Consider the following 12,635-nt stretch of genomic DNA (forward strand, 5'->3'; position numbering starts at 1 on the left):
GAAATCACCTGATTTCTTTCTTGAAATACGTAAGTGAAGATATTTCATCTAAAAATATGCTCTCAATGCGATCTTGTTCTTGCTGAAAAGACTTAAAATCTTTTTCGCGCATTTTTTCAAATTTACGTACTTCCAAGTTTTTTTCTAATAGTTTTTCTTCGTGCCAATTCATTTTTGAACGTGCCTGCACAACTTTTTGCTGCACATCTGCAATTGTCTTTTCAAGGCTATCAATAAAACGAGCATAGTGATGAATTTCCTCAATTGATGACCCTACAACTAAACGTTTCTGCTGAAATTCTATTAAGTCCTCTTTCTTTTTCAGCAAGTCATAGAGCTTTGTTGCAACCTCTTCAAAAGAACGAACAGATTCCTTGTAGGCAATTTCAGTCTCGTTTTTTTCTTGCTCTCGAATGGTTAACACTTTTTCAAAACGATACATATAACTGACCATCCTACCTGCCACCACCGTTCGATAATGTAATTAACTCATTCTTACTTTCCTCAAGTGTCACCTTATCTAAATACCCTTGCTTTAAATAAGCTGTAATGAGCGGTTCATAATAAATTGCTTCATCTATTTCTTTAGAAGTCCCACGTTTATATGCACCGATATTTATTAAATCCTCTGATTTGTCATATGTATAATAGAGTTCCCGTAAACGCTCTGCCGCCTTTTTATGCTCCGGCTCTGCCACATGATTCATCAAACGACTGACACTTTTTAACACATTAATAGCTGGATATTGACCTTTATTTGCAAGGTTTCGATCAAGTACAATATGACCATCTAAAATACCACGAACAGTATCAGCAATTGGCTCGTTCATATCGTCGCCATCTACTAATACCGTATAAAAGGCTGTAATAGAGCCTTTTTCATTTGTTCCAGTCCGTTCTAATAACTTTGGTAAAATCGCAAATACAGAAGGTGTATAACCCTTCTGAGCAGGTGGTTCTCCAGTCGCAAGTCCAATTTCACGTTGAGCCATTGCAACCCTCGTTACGGAGTCCATCATTAACATCACATTTAAGCCACGATTTCTAAAGTATTCTGCAATCGCTGTTGCTGTAAATGCTCCTTTAATACGCATAAGTGCAGGTTGATCTGAGGTAGCTGCAACCACAATTGAACGGCTTAAACCTTCAGGTCCTAGATCTCGTTCAATAAATTCACGTACCTCACGACCACGCTCCCCAACCAATGCAATGACATTTAAGTCAGCTTGCGTATTACGCGCAATCATACCTAGTAGTGTACTTTTACCGACACCAGAGCCGGCGAAAATACCTACACGTTGTCCATTACCGACAGTTAGCATACCATCAATCGCTTTTACACCAACCTCAAGTCTTTCATTTATCGGTGGACGTGTCAGTGGATTAGGCGGATCTTGCTCAGTAGGTACTGACATTAAACCTTTCGGTAACAATGTACCATCTATCGGATTCCCCATTGAGTCTAGTACTTTACCAATTAGCTCTGGTCCAACTTTGATTTCAAGAGGTGCTCCTGTTCCTTCTACTAAGCAACCAATTGATATTTCACGGAGCGAGGTGAAGGGCATTAAGACTACAATTTCATCCTTAAACCCAACGACCTCTGCTAAAATGATTTGATGTCCGTTTTTCGACGTTTCAACATGAATTTTACATACATCACCGATGGAACTATCAGGACCTTGCGACTCAATCATTAAGCCGACAACTCTCGTTACTCTACCAAACTTTTTAAAAGTCGGTATATTAGGAATTTGTTCGATTAATTGAGCCGTTTTCATCTAGATCATTCCTTACTTTCTAATATTTCATGTAGCTTTAATCTTAATTCATTTAATTGCTCGTCAATACTAACAACAATTCGACCGTGATTTGTTTCTATATAACAATCTGTTTCGTTTTCGAAATCTTCATCTACAAAAATCATAAATGGTACATCTGTTGGGAACATTTCTGCCAATTCATCGCGATTCGATGTAATTAAACCATAATATCTAGGAGAAACGTAGATTTTTATTTCTTTCATCTCTCTCGCTTCTTTAAGCCCTCTTTGAACTATTGATAGAAACAGTTCATCGTTTTGCTCTAAAGAAACCCCAATAATACGTTGTGCAGCAGTTAAGCCTAGTTCCAAAATAATCGCTTCTTGGTCATCGATATATTTTTTTGCATTTTCCCCCGCTTGAGCAATAATCTCATTCGCTGTTTGAAGGGAATGCGCCATTGCTTCAGTGGCTCTATTTGTACCATCCTCATAACCTTGACCATATCCTTCATCATACGCTTCTTGTACGCGATTAGGGCGTTCTTCTTCCCAGCTTTGTTTCATATGCTCAATTTCTTGGAAGTGCATTTGCTTCTCTTGTTCAAAAGCTTCTCGTTCTACTTGAATCTTAGCTCTAGCCTCTTCAAGTAATCGTTCTCGTTCTGCAAATACATCTTCCATTGTCATATGATTATGGGATGTTTCATCTGTCTCCATTTCGGGTAAATCAAACATATCACGAATTTGTATCTTCTTTACATTATCGCCATTGGACTGTGTATATACAGAACGGATGATTCTAGACAATGACGTCATCTCCTCCACCACGTGCAATAATAATCTCACCAGCATCTTCTAAGCGGCGAATAACAGCGACAATACGTGATTGAGCTTCTTCTACGTCACGCAAGCGAACCGGTCCCATAATTTCCATTTCTTCTTTGAAAGTATCGGCCATACGTTGTGACATATTTCGGAAGATAATATCTTTTACTTCTTCGCTTGAAACTTTCATTGAAAGGAGTAAATCTTCGTTCTCACAATCACGAATAACACGCTGAATTGAACGATTGTCGAGCGTCACGATATCTTCGAATACAAACATGCGTTTTTTGATTTCTTCTGCAAGCTCTGGATCTTGAATTTCGAGTGCATCGAGAATCGTTTTTTCTGTTTGTCTGTCAACACCATTTAATACTTCAACGACTGCATCAATACCACCAGTTTCTGTGTAATCTTGCGTAACAGTTGATGATAGTTTACGTTCCAATACAGATTCAATTTCACTAATTACTTCTGGTGAAGTTGATTCCATCATTGCAATACGTTTAGCAATATCTGCTTGTACTTCTTGCGGTAATGAAGATAATATAACACCCGCTTGCCCTGCTTCTAAATAAGATAGAATAAGGGCAATTGTTTGTGGATGTTCATTTTGAATAAAGTTAAATATTTGAGCAGGATCTGCTCTACGTGCAAAGTCGAACGGTCTCACTTGTAATGAGGACGTCAAACGATTAATAATCGTTTGTGCTTGCTCCACACCTAATGCTTTTTCTAATACCGTCTTCGCGTAACCAATACCACCTTGTGTAATATAATCTTGCGCGAGGGCTATATTGTGAAATTCTTCAATAATTTCTTCTTTGACATTTGCTTCTACTTTTTTAACACTTGATATTTCTAACGTTAAACGTTCGATTTCTTCCTCGGTTAAATGTTTATAGACAGAAGCTGAAACCTCAGGCCCTAGTGAAATTAACAAGAGTGCGGCCTTTTGTTTTCCGGTTAATTCCTTATCTTTCTTGGACACAGCAGAACCTCCTAGTTAGTCTTCCGCAATCCAACTACGCAGTAACTTTGCAAAATCATCAGGCTTATCTTTTGCCATCTTCTCAAGTTGCTTACGACGCATTGTAGCTTCCGTTTCAATTTCTTCATTTATATCATCGATTATCAATTCTTCTTGTTCTTCTAGGATACTAAGCTCTTCTTCTTCTTTTGCACGTTTACGTGAACGGATGATGAAGAATGCAAGTAATAGAATCACAGCCAGTAAAATGCCTCCAACTACCCAAACCCACCATGGAATAACAGGTGTCTCAGGAGCAGTATCTGCCACTTTACCATTTAAAGGTTGGACTGAAACAGCCACTTTTTCATCAATTTGATCTTGTGTGAGTTCCGCAGCTACATCTTTTGAGATAGTTGTACGAACAATGGTACTTAAAATTTTCTCAATGTCTTGTCGAACGCCATCTGGTAGAGATGCTGCATCAGTAGCTGTTGGTGGCTCAACAATTACTTGGATACCGATATCTTGAACTTTATAAGGTGCCTCTTGAATATCTTTACGAATACGGTTGACGTCATTATTGATTGTTTCTTCCGTACGTTCGTAATCTCCATCTCCCGATGTACCTTCATTGTAAGTAGTAAAATTATCTGTTGTTGTTTCAGCTTCAGGTGTACCTGTTGCTGGGTTGCCAGTACCAGAATATTGTTCTGTAATACGTTGGGCGCTAATCGCAATCCCTTCCATATTCTCTTCATCAACTGGCGTCACTAAATTTTCTTCACGATTTTCCTTTTTAAAGTCAATATCTGTCGTAACAGAAACGATGACTTTATCTTGTCCCATCAAAGTACCTAGCATATTTTGCACTTGACGTTGCAAGTCACGTTCTACCAATTTCTTCATTTGCAATTGGCCTTCAGCTGTTGTTGTAGAAGTGCCATCTGTCGTTGTAGCATTCAAATCAAAGTACTCTGAATATTGGTTAGAGATAACAATATTATCCGTATTTAAGTTCGGGATACTTTTTGCTACTAAGTTGTACATAGTGGCAATTTGTTGCTCTGTAAATTTATAGCCAGGATCTGTGTTCAATACAATGGAAGCAGTTGCATCTTCTTTTACATCTTTTATGAAGACTCCTTCTTCAGGAAGCGTAATCATAACTTTTGCATCTTTAACGCCTTCTAGATTTTTTATTAGCTTAGCAATTTCTGTTTCAGTCGCAGCTTTTTTCAATAAATTAAACTCGTTGTCTGTCATACCGAAACCAGAGCTATTAGCAAATGAGTAATCGATCGTTCCAGTTTGAGGATAACCATCGGATGCTAGTTGCACCAATAATGAATCGACTTGTTCTTCGGGTACTAAGATGGACGTTCCTCCTGGAGCGATCTCATATTTTACGCCTTGAGAATCCAAAGCTTCTTTTACTTGGCCGATTTCTCTTGTCGATAAATCTTTATAAAGCGGAACATATGTAGTTTTTGTTGCAAAAAATGTAATGATAGCTGCAAGTAATATTACACCTACTAAAGAACTAATCATTACTATTTTTTGTGTTTTACTCCGACTTGTCCAAAATTGGCTGGTGTCGTTTTTTATTTTCGTCAATCGTTCATTCATTATGAATCCTCCGGTTATAGTGAATAACCTAGCAATCAATAATTCGCGATAATAGTGGAATCCCATGAAAATTAATATTCTAAATTTTTTCCACAGGAAGCCTAACGAAATGAATTGGCGTCTTACTTCACCAATTCATTCTAATTAGACACTCATTCGCATTATTTCTTGGTAAGCTTCAATCACCTTATTGCGAACTTCAATTGTTGCGTTTAATGTAATGCTCGCCTTTTGAGATGCAATCATTACTTCGTGCAACTCCACATCTTCACCAGTTATTAGCTTTTGTGTAAGATTATCAGAAGTGATTTGCTGATCATTCACTTTCGCTATTGCCTCTTTTAACGAATTCGCAAAGCTTTGCTGAGCTTCGTAAGGTGTTGTATTTAATTTGTTTGTTTGATTTACAACCTGGGTAGGTGTCATTAGTGAAACGGACGAAATTGCCATTATGTATCCATCCTTTCTTTTTTATTATTTACCGATTTCTAACGCTTTTGTTAGCATAGACTTATTTGCATTTAAAACAGTTATGTTCGCCTCATACGAACGAGTAGCAGACATTAAATCTACCATTTCTTTTAATGGGTCAACATTTGGCATGCTGACATAGCCATCTGCATCTGCATCTGGATGTGTCGGATCATACACTAACTTGAAAGGTGTTTCAGTATCTTCTTTAATTTGCGTGACTTTCACACCATTCCCAACACCGCTTTTTGCATTTTTACCAATTGCCACATTTAAAAAATTCGAAAATCGCCCTTCTTGCGATGAAAAAGTAACAGACTTCCGTCGGTATGGCTCCCACTCCCCATTAACTTGTTTAGCGCGGGTAGTGTCTACGTTTGCCATATTCGAAGAAATAACATCCATTCGCAAACGCTGTGCCGTTAATGCAGAGGCAGTAGTATTCATTCCATGAAAAATAGACATTTATTACTTACCTCCTTTAATAACAGTATTTAGCGTATTTAACTTCCCATTTACACGGTCAATCAAAGCATTGTAGTAGATTTGATTTTCCGCCAATTTCGTTTGTTCCGCATCCATATCTACAGCATTACCGTTATTTCGATATCGTAAGTTAGTAACATTGTTGACACCTGGTGTCGATTGTTTAATTTCGAAATCATAATGTCTACTATCTGTTCGATATGCCGATATAGAAATTTGCTTCTCATTCTCCAACATATTTTTAAAACTTACATTTTTCGCCTTATAATTTGGTGTATCGACATTCGCAATGTTATTTGCGATTGTTTTATGATTCAAAGTTGCATAGGAAAGTCCGTTTTCCAGGCTACTAATAGTTCCTCCAAATAAGTTCAAAACCATTCACCTCATTTAATTTCAATCTATGTACTTCTTAATTTATCCAATAATACAATTGTAATTAAGATGATACGTAGTGTCTATTGTCTTTTGTCATTTTTTAATAGTATATACGCCCTATTTTTTAAGTTTGGTAACCAGGACAAATATGCCCCATACCTACTGGCTCTAAGCATCAGAGCGCGTCGACTTTTTTCTAGTTATTTTACACTATTTCGACAGTGTTTACTGTATTAGTATCATTTATATCCCTTTTTATTACTAGAGAGGGTTGGATTTAAATACCAAAAAGGGATTTTTCGGTAAAAAAAAGTCCCTTTTTACTATTTTAGACGTGACAATATAAAAAAACTCCTTCTAATTCCGTTGAGGACGTCTATACGTTTCGACAAAAAGGACTAAAGGTCAAGATATGTCCATCTATGGCAGTGATTTTCACTCCAAGTGGACGCTTTTAGGCAGGTTTAGTTTCAATCTTTTCACAACAAATGCCTTTTTATTGTTAGCCTCCATTTTTTAAAGTTAAAAGACTACAAGACATAAGAAGTACTTTTTAAAGATTAATTATGTATCATTTTTGTTACAAAGCAAGCCCTACCACCTAGTATTTTGCAGAAACAACATATCGGATATTCACAAAAATGACACATGTGCCAGTTATGAACAACCGACGCTCGCTCACACAAAGCAGAGTGGTAGGGCTTGCTATATTAACTATTTGTATAGCTTACGCAAACAGAAAAAGCTCCCTCAACTAGGGAGCTTTTGTTCATTATTTCATTTTAATTTCAGCTAGTGCGTTTAAGAATTTATCGTTTAATACTTTAATGTAAGTTCCCTTCATACCTAGAGAACGTGATTCAATTACGCCTGCAGATTCAAGTTTACGTAATGCATTTACAATCACTGAACGTGTAATTCCTACGCGGTCTGCAATTTTCGAAGCAACTAATAAACCTTCGTTACCATCTAGTTCTTCAAAGATATGTTCAATCGCTTCTAATTCACTATATGAAAGTGAGTTAATTGCCATTTGTACAACAGCTTTGCTACGTGCTTCTTCTTCAATTTCTTCAGATTTTTCACGTAAAATTTCCATACCAACTACTGTAGCACCATACTCAGCTAAAATTAAATCATCATCTTCAAATTGAGCTGATAAACGAGCTAAAATTAATGTACCTAAACGTTCACCACCACCAACGATTGGGACGATAGTTGTTAGAGCGCTTTGGAATAAATCTTTATTTTCAACTGGGAACGCAGTATGTTCATTGTTAATATCTAAATTTGAAGACGTTTCAGAAATTGTAAACAAGCTATGTGTATATTCTTCTGGGAATTGACGCTCTTCGAACATTTTTTTCATACGTTCGTTTTCAATTTGTTGGTGAATTGAAATACCTAAAAGCTTCCCTTTACGGCTTACAATATATACGTTGCTATCAATAATGTCCCCTAAAGTGTCAGCCATCTCTTTAAAGTTTACTGGTTTACCCGCAGATGCCTGGAGCATTGAGTTAATTTTTCTTGTTTTTTCTAATAAATTCATTATATGTTCCTCCTATAAATTATCCATACCGTATTTAGTTAATATTCTAAAGTTTTTCGCAATTGAATGGTACTATCAAGCCTTGCTTACAATATAAACTGTGACAAATCTTTGTTTTTTACAATTCCAGCCAATTTTTGATCAACATAAGCAGCTGTTATTTCAATTTGAGCTGGAGCAATTTCAGACGCTTCAAACGATAATTCTTCTAGCAAGCGTTCTAAAATTGTGTGTAATCGACGTGCCCCGATATTATCTGTTTCTTGGTTGACCTCTGTTGCGATTTCTGCAATTCGTTCAATTGCATCTTCTGCAAAATTGATTGCTACACCTTCTGTTTCTAATAACGCTTTATATTGCAAAATAAGCGATTGATCTGGTTCTTTTAAAATACGAACAAAATCTTGCTTCGTTAATTTTTCAAGTTCTACACGAATCGGGAATCGTCCTTGTAATTCTGGAATCAAATCTGACGGTTTAGACATGTGGAAAGCTCCTGCAGCAACAAAAAGCATATAGTCTGTTTTAACAGCCCCATATTTCGTAGTGACAGTTGAACCCTCAACGATTGGTAAAATATCGCGCTGGACACCCTCACGTGAAACACTAGCAGAAGAGTTCGTATCTTTGCTTGCGATTTTATCAATTTCATCAATGAAAATAATCCCAGATTGTTCTGCTCTAGTAATAGCTTCCTGTGACACCTCATCTGCGTCAATTAGCTTATTTGCTTCTTCAATTATTAAAATACGACGTGCATCTTTTACTTGCACACGGCGCTTTTTCTGTTTTTTAGGCATTAAGCTCGATAACATATCTTGCATACCGCTATTGGCAGACATATCCATTCCTGTACCTTGTAATGCATCAAAAATCGAAGGACTTTGTTCAGTAACTTCAACAGTAACCCATTCATTTTCTAATTTGCCATTGCGTAAATCAATAGCGATTTGCGCACGTTTTGAGCGTACTTCCGTTTCCTCAGAAGATGTATCATCATGTGTTTGTTGTTCTTTGCCACCAAATAACATTTCAAACGGATTTTGCATAGCTTGTTTTTTACGTAAAGAAGGGACAAGTAATTTTACAATGGCTTCATTTGCCAACTCTTCCGCTTGCTCCTTCACAGACTCCATCATTTCTTCCTTCACAAGACGATGAGAAGCTTCTACAACATCGCGGACCATTGACTCAACATCACGTCCAACATAGCCCACTTCTGTAAATTTCGTTGCTTCAACCTTTACGAACGGCGCATTCGTTAGTTTTGCAATTCTCCTTGCAATTTCAGTTTTCCCAACTCCCGTTGGTCCAATCATTAAAATATTTTTAGGAATAACTTCAGCCTTCATATCATCCGCTAGTAGAGAACGACGATAGCGATTCCGTAGTGCAATAGCTACCGCTCTTTTCGCCTCATTTTGCCCTACGATAAAACGATCCAAATGCTCAGTAATTTGTCTTGGGGTTAAGTTTTGTGGTGTCATTAGTTAAGTGCCTCCACGATAATATTATGGTTTGTAAATACACAAATTTCAGCGGCAGTTTCTAATGCTGCCTCAGCAATCTCACGGGCAGTCATTGTCTCACCTGCATATTTTTTTAGAGCACGACCTGCTGATAATGCATAATTCCCACCAGAACCAATCGCTAATATACCGTCATCAGGTTCTATAACTTCTCCCGTACCAGACACAAGGAGTAGTGTACTTTTATCCATCACAAGTAACATCGCCTCTAATTGACGTAGCATTTTATCACCACGCCATTGTTTTGCTACTTCTACAGCAGCTCGCTGTAAATTCCCATTATATTCGTTTAATTTCGCTTCAAACATTTCGAAAAGTGTAAAAGCATCGGCTACAGAGCCCGCAAAGCCAGCTAGCACCTGCCCATTAAACAGACGTCTGACCTTCCTTGCAGTGCCTTTCATGACAACCGCATTCCCAAGTGTCACTTGGCCATCACCAGCCATAGCGCACCCGCCATTATGATGTACCGCAAATATCGTAGTCGCATGGATTTGTCCCATTTGCCTTCCTCCTTAGCCTCTATTATGCCCTTGGATGGGCATTCATATATGTTTGACGAAGATGCTCATTTGTTACATGCGTATAAACCTGTGTTGAAGTTAAATGCGCGTGGCCCAGTAACTCCTGTACAGTCCGTAAATCTGCGCCATGATTCAGTAAGTGTGTAGCAAAAGTATGGCGAAGCATATGTGGGTATATTTTCGTATGGAGTGAGGTCTTATCAATCATTTCATTTAAAATATGACGTACCCCACGTGGCGTAAGTTCCCCTCCGCGCATATTGACAAATAGTTGCTGATGATTTGTTTGTTTCATCAAACGTGGACGAGCCTGCTCTATGTAGTGCTGTATAGCCACACTCGCAAATTGACCAAATGGTATAATGCGTTCTTTTCTTCCTTTACCCATTACTCGAACAATAGAATAACGGAAATCGATATCCGCTACCATAATGGATGTAAGCTCACTCACCCGAATGCCCGTTGCATATAATAACTCTAAAATAGCCATATTACGCAACGATTTCAAATCATCTCCTACATTCGCATCAAAAAGCTTCATCAATTCTTCTTCATAGAAAAAGCTTGGTAAACGTGATTCTTTTTTCGGATGATATAGCGATCGAAAAGCACTATCATCCATGCCGTGCTGTTTATTTAGAAAGCGAAAAAAGGAGCGGATTGATGAAATTTTTCTTGATACAGAAGTTCTTGCTTTCTTTTCATCATACAACTTCGTTACATATAGTCGTGCATGTATATACTCAACACTGGCTAAATCATTAACGCCTTCTGCCTGTAAAAACGCTAAAAAATCTAGTAGGTCTGATTCATATTCTCGCACAGTATGAACAGAGAAGTTTTTTTCTACCTGGATGTAAAGCATAAACTGTTCAAGTGCTTCTTGGGACGAAACTAACATGAAAGATTCACCACCAATGAATTATTCGTAACCTTCTCTCATTACTATTACCAACAAATTCAAATGGTAAAACAAACGTTGCCATTTAAATAAATTTGTCGTTAAAGTAATCCTTAAAAAACATACATATTGACACTATACCTATCTTCGTAATATAGCAAGTGAAAATGGTTATATTATGAGAAAATCATTATACAAAATAATAAAATACGTGTAATTAAGCATTTTGTCTACACAAAAGAAAAAGCCTCTAAGAGTATATCAACTTTTAGAGGCTTTTGGCAATTAAATTGTTTGTGAATTCACAAAATTTCGAATTGTGCTCATTGCGCGGTTTGCATGCATTTCCGCGCGCTCTGGTTTTGAACGACGTCCAGGTGGTAATTCAGGGAATATACCAAAGTTAACGTTCATCGGTTGGAAATTTTTCGATTGTGCTTCTGTTATATAACGCGCCATGCTACCTAATGCAGTTTCGAATGGGAAAATAATTGGCTCTTGTCCTAATGCCAAACGTGCCGCATTAATGCCAGCAATTAACCCACTACCTGCCGATTCGACATAACCTTCTACACCTGTCATTTGACCAGCAAAGAAAACATTTTTTTGTTCACGTAACTGATATGTTTTTTCTAGCACTTTCGGTGAATTAATGAAAGTATTTCGATGCATTACGCCATATCTTACGATTTCAACATTTTCTAGGCCAGGTATTAGTTGCAGCACTTCTTTTTGTGGTCCCCACTTTAAATGTGTTTGGAAGCCCACAATATTATAAAGTGTACCTGCAGCGTCATCTTGGCGCAGTTGTACAACAGCATATGGTCGTTTACCTGTTTTCGGATCTTCAAGTCCTACTGGCTTCATCGGTCCAAACAACATCGTTTTTTCACCGCGCGCTGCCATTACTTCAATTGGCATACAGCCTTCGAAATAAATTTCTTTTTCAAATTCTTTTAATGGGACAACCTCTGCCTCGATTAACGCTTGGCGGAAACGATCAAATTCTTCCTTTGTCATAGGACAGTTTAGATAAGCCGCTTCACCTTTGTCATAACGAGATTTTAAATAAACTTTATCCATATCGATACTATCTTTTTCAATAATCGGTGCTGCTGCATCGTAGAAATACAGATAGTCTAGACCTGTTAAACCTTGAATTTTTTCAGCTAATGCTTTTGAAGTTAGTGGACCAGTGGCAATAACCGTAATACCTTCTGGAATTTCAGTTACTTCTTCATGAATTACTTCCACTAACGGATGATTTTTTACCGCTTCTGTTACATAGCCTGCAAACTCATGGCGATCTACTGCTAGTGCCCCACCTGCTGGTACGGAGCATGCATCGGCCGCTTTTAAAATAACAGAATCTAATAATCGCATTTCTTCTTTAATAACACCAACAGCATTTGTTAGCGTATTTGCACGTAGCGAGTTTGAGCAAACAAGCTCTGCAAATTTATCAGTATGGTGGGCAGGTGTTTGCTTTACTGGACGCATTTCATAAAGTTTAACTTTTACACCACGCTTAGCAATTTGCCAAGCCGCCTCACTACCTGCAAGGCCTGCTCCAATTACATTTACAACTTGTTCAGTCATTTTCTTACC

The 12,635-nt window shown here is 37.7% G+C and carries 13 protein-coding genes; all 13 read right to left on the reverse strand.

Features of this window, described 5'->3' with window-relative positions; genetic code table 11:
• Positions 1-4 precede the first annotated feature (4 nt).
• Positions 5-454, reverse strand: a complete 450-nt coding sequence (gene fliJ, locus ACIP9C_RS07365) for a flagellar export protein FliJ (protein ID WP_340825852.1) — start codon at positions 452-454, stop codon at positions 5-7.
• A 1-nt stretch (position 455) separates the two neighbouring features.
• Entirely contained in the window at positions 456-1,781 is a 1,326-nt protein-coding gene (gene fliI / locus ACIP9C_RS07370; RefSeq protein ID WP_340825853.1) for a flagellar protein export ATPase FliI, read from the reverse strand.
• A 5-nt stretch (positions 1,782-1,786) separates the two neighbouring features.
• Positions 1,787-2,572, reverse strand: coding sequence for a flagellar assembly protein FliH (gene fliH, locus ACIP9C_RS07375; RefSeq protein WP_401009476.1), 786 nt, complete (start codon positions 2,570-2,572; stop codon positions 1,787-1,789).
• Complete coding sequence (gene fliG / locus ACIP9C_RS07380) at positions 2,565-3,578, reverse strand: flagellar motor switch protein FliG (RefSeq protein WP_401009477.1); 1,014 nt, start codon at positions 3,576-3,578, stop codon at positions 2,565-2,567. Before fliG ends, fliH begins: the two co-directional genes overlap by 8 nt.
• 15 nt (positions 3,579-3,593) lie before the next feature.
• Positions 3,594-5,186, reverse strand: a complete 1,593-nt coding sequence (fliF, locus tag ACIP9C_RS07385; RefSeq protein WP_401009478.1) for a flagellar basal-body MS-ring/collar protein FliF — start codon at positions 5,184-5,186, stop codon at positions 3,594-3,596.
• 144 nt (positions 5,187-5,330) lie between these two features.
• Complete coding sequence (fliE, locus tag ACIP9C_RS07390) at positions 5,331-5,636, reverse strand: flagellar hook-basal body complex protein FliE (RefSeq protein WP_401009479.1); 306 nt, start codon at positions 5,634-5,636, stop codon at positions 5,331-5,333.
• 24 nt (positions 5,637-5,660) lie between these two features.
• The gene (gene flgC, locus ACIP9C_RS07395) at positions 5,661-6,122 is read right to left on the reverse strand and encodes a flagellar basal body rod protein FlgC (protein ID WP_401009480.1); all 462 of its coding nucleotides are present in this window, start codon (positions 6,120-6,122) and stop codon (positions 5,661-5,663) included.
• Between the two features lie 3 nt (positions 6,123-6,125).
• Positions 6,126-6,518 (reverse strand): flagellar basal body rod protein FlgB, encoded by a 393-nt coding sequence (gene flgB, locus ACIP9C_RS07400; protein ID WP_401009481.1) that lies wholly within the window; start codon positions 6,516-6,518, stop codon positions 6,126-6,128.
• Between the two features lie 775 nt (positions 6,519-7,293).
• Positions 7,294-8,073, reverse strand: coding sequence for a GTP-sensing pleiotropic transcriptional regulator CodY (gene codY / locus ACIP9C_RS07405; protein ID WP_024362040.1), 780 nt, complete (start codon positions 8,071-8,073; stop codon positions 7,294-7,296).
• An 86-nt stretch (positions 8,074-8,159) separates the two neighbouring features.
• Positions 8,160-9,560, reverse strand: a complete 1,401-nt coding sequence (gene hslU / locus ACIP9C_RS07410) for an ATP-dependent protease ATPase subunit HslU (protein WP_401009482.1) — start codon at positions 9,558-9,560, stop codon at positions 8,160-8,162.
• Positions 9,560-10,105 (reverse strand): ATP-dependent protease subunit HslV, encoded by a 546-nt coding sequence (gene hslV / locus ACIP9C_RS07415; protein WP_024362042.1) that lies wholly within the window; start codon positions 10,103-10,105, stop codon positions 9,560-9,562. The genes hslU and hslV overlap by 1 nt, the downstream gene beginning before the upstream one ends.
• Before the next feature lie 22 nt (positions 10,106-10,127).
• Positions 10,128-11,027, reverse strand: a complete 900-nt coding sequence (gene xerC / locus ACIP9C_RS07420; RefSeq protein WP_340825860.1) for a tyrosine recombinase XerC — start codon at positions 11,025-11,027, stop codon at positions 10,128-10,130.
• A gap of 285 nt (positions 11,028-11,312) precedes the next feature.
• Positions 11,313-12,626: an FADH(2)-oxidizing methylenetetrahydrofolate--tRNA-(uracil(54)-C(5))-methyltransferase TrmFO gene (trmFO, locus tag ACIP9C_RS07425; protein ID WP_337981913.1), complete on the reverse strand. Its 1,314-nt coding sequence runs from the start codon at positions 12,624-12,626 to the stop codon at positions 11,313-11,315.
• Positions 12,627-12,635: the final 9 nt, after the last annotated feature.

This window comes from Lysinibacillus sp. NPDC093210 (assembly GCF_044753985.1).
Classification (GTDB): domain Bacteria; phylum Bacillota; class Bacilli; order Bacillales_A; family Planococcaceae; genus Lysinibacillus.

What these genes read in the sequence shown, in the direction of transcription:
- fliJ (WP_340825852.1), bottom strand. Translation starts at nt 454, where the DNA reads ATGGTCAGTTATATGTATCGTTTTGAAAAAGTGTTAACCATTCGAGAG.
- fliI (WP_340825853.1), bottom strand. Translation starts at nt 1,781, where the DNA reads ATGAAAACGGCTCAATTAATCGAACAAATTCCTAATATACCGACTTTT.
- fliF (WP_401009478.1), bottom strand. Translation starts at nt 5,186, where the DNA reads ATGAATGAACGATTGACGAAAATAAAAAACGACACCAGCCAATTTTGG.
- fliE (WP_401009479.1), bottom strand. Translation starts at nt 5,636, where the DNA reads ATGGCAATTTCGTCCGTTTCACTAATGACACCTACCCAGGTTGTAAAT.
- flgC (WP_401009480.1), bottom strand. Translation starts at nt 6,122, where the DNA reads ATGTCTATTTTTCATGGAATGAATACTACTGCCTCTGCATTAACGGCA.
- codY (WP_024362040.1), bottom strand. Translation starts at nt 8,073, where the DNA reads ATGAATTTATTAGAAAAAACAAGAAAAATTAACTCAATGCTCCAGGCA.
- hslU (WP_401009482.1), bottom strand. Translation starts at nt 9,560, where the DNA reads ATGACACCACAAAACTTAACCCCAAGACAAATTACTGAGCATTTGGAT.
- hslV (WP_024362042.1), bottom strand. Translation starts at nt 10,105, where the DNA reads ATGGGACAAATCCATGCGACTACGATATTTGCGGTACATCATAATGGC.
- xerC (WP_340825860.1), bottom strand. Translation starts at nt 11,027, where the DNA reads ATGTTAGTTTCGTCCCAAGAAGCACTTGAACAGTTTATGCTTTACATC.
- trmFO (WP_337981913.1), bottom strand. Translation starts at nt 12,626, where the DNA reads ATGACTGAACAAGTTGTAAATGTAATTGGAGCAGGCCTTGCAGGTAGT.